Annotated in this window: 1 protein-coding gene; it reads right to left on the bottom strand. The window is 56.1% G+C overall.

Annotated features, from left to right (window positions below):
* Window positions 1-256 precede the first annotated feature (256 nt).
* Entirely contained in the window at window positions 257-1,516 is a 1,260-nt protein-coding gene (gene pepT, locus RMSM_RS09770; protein ID WP_008694872.1) for a peptidase T, read from the bottom strand.
* Window positions 1,517-1,825: the final 309 nt, after the last annotated feature.

Genomic DNA, 1,825 nt, shown 5'->3' with positions numbered 1-1,825 from the left:
CTTTGGTAGCGGCACGGCGCGAGCCGTCCGGTTGAGGCGAGTGAAACGTTCGGTTTAGACCGGGCGGGCCCCGCGCCGCACCGCTACAAACGCCACTCGTTTAGTACCAAGGTAGATGACATTGGGCGCGAGCCGCTCGGTCAAAATCGAACGCTCTTTCTCAATGTCACTGGCCGCTCGGCAGCGGGCAATGTGTGGAAAGAGCCGCTCACGCGAGGGCGGCTCAACCCATCAATACACCGGCGGCGTTTTTTCGCTACGATCGCTGTGTGCTCCAAAGAGCGAGCAGTTCGACCAGATACTCGGTCGCTTCGACCATTTCGTCCAGACAGGCAAATTCGCGAACGCTGTGGATGTTGTGCTGGCCGCTGGACAAATTCGGTGTCGGCAATCCCTTCTCGGTCAACTGGCTGCCGTCGGTTCCGCCCCGCACGATCTCGCGGCTACAGGGGCGGCCGAGGTTCTTGAACGCCTGCTCGGCAAACTCAACCGCCTGAGGCAGTTTCTCGAGACCTTCGCGAAGATTGCGGTATTGGCGATAAATCTTGACATCGGCTTTAACACCCGGTGTCTTCTTAGCCGCCGTTTCGGCCGCGGCGCGAACGATGTCGGCGTAGCCATCCAAGTCCTTGGAATCAAATGAACGCAAAATCAATTCCACAGTGGCTTCGCCCACACCGCCATGGATTGCATTGGGGTGGATGAATCCCTGGCGATCCGAAGTGGTTTCTGGGGTCATGTCGTCGCGAGGCAACTCGGCGACAAAATCAGCTGCCGCCCGCACTGCGTTTAGCATCACGTCCTTGGCGATTGCGGGGTGGATATTGTTGCCCGTGAATCGAACGGTTGCACCATCGGCGGAGAACGTTTCGACATCGATGTCACCGGCCCCGCCTCCGTCCACGGTATACGCCACGGTCGCACTGAGTTTTTCGAGATCGATTTTGTCGGTACCGTGTCCGATTTCTTCGTCACAGGTGAACAACAAACGGACATCCCCGTGTTGCAGATGTGGGTTCTCGATCAACGTTTCGGCAAGCTCCATGATGATTGCGATGCCGGCCTTGTCGTCACCACCGAGCAAGGTCGTTCCGTCGGTCGTTACCAACGTCTTGCCGATCATCGAGGCCAATTCGGGGGTATCGGAAAATGAGATTTCGATCCCCGACGGCAGCGAGATATCGCCTCCGGCGTAGGCTTCGATGACTTGCGGCGTCACGTTTGCACTGGGGGCCTCGGGCGACGTATCGATGTGAGCGACCAGGGCGACAGCCGGAGTGTCACCACCATTGGTTGCCGGAACCGTGCCCCAAACCAAAGCATTCTCGTCCATGTGTGCGTCCGAGATGCTCATCGCGACCAACTCTTGCTCTAATAACCGAGCCAGTGTTCGTTGTTTTTGCGTACTGGGATACTCGTCACTGGTGGGGTCCGCAGCGGTATCGATTCGCACATAACGCAAAAAACGTTCGAGCAACCGTGATGCATTGATCGTGACAGAGGGGTTTTGGTTCATGGTGAATTAGGAAAACGAGTTTGTCGTGTGAATTTGGCCAAGTTTTGATATCTTTACAGCAGGTGACGTCATATTAAGAAAGAATGGCTGGCAGTTTAAGCCGAGCAGCGTCCAGAATCGATCGAAATAACGCCGCAACGCCTTTAACCGCATGCGGTGGCGACGACGCCGACCGAGCAATCAAATAACCAACATCCTGTTTCGCGGCCCTTCGCGAAACGATCTATCCAGCGAAGAATCTGATGACCGAAAAAGTTGCCCATTTCATTTTCGACGTGGAGAGTATCGCGGACGGAGAGTTGATTGCAG

This window comes from Rhodopirellula maiorica SM1, from assembly GCF_000346295.1.
Taxonomy (GTDB): domain Bacteria; phylum Planctomycetota; class Planctomycetia; order Pirellulales; family Pirellulaceae; genus Novipirellula; species Novipirellula maiorica.
Note: the sequence above shows the minus strand (reverse complement) of the source record. Positions and strands in the feature narration are given on the sequence as shown.

Bases quoted from the DNA above. Each gene is read 5' to 3' on its own strand.
- pepT (WP_008694872.1), bottom strand. From the start codon at position 1,516: ATGAACCAAAACCCCTCTGTCACGATCAATGCATCACGGTTGCTCGAA.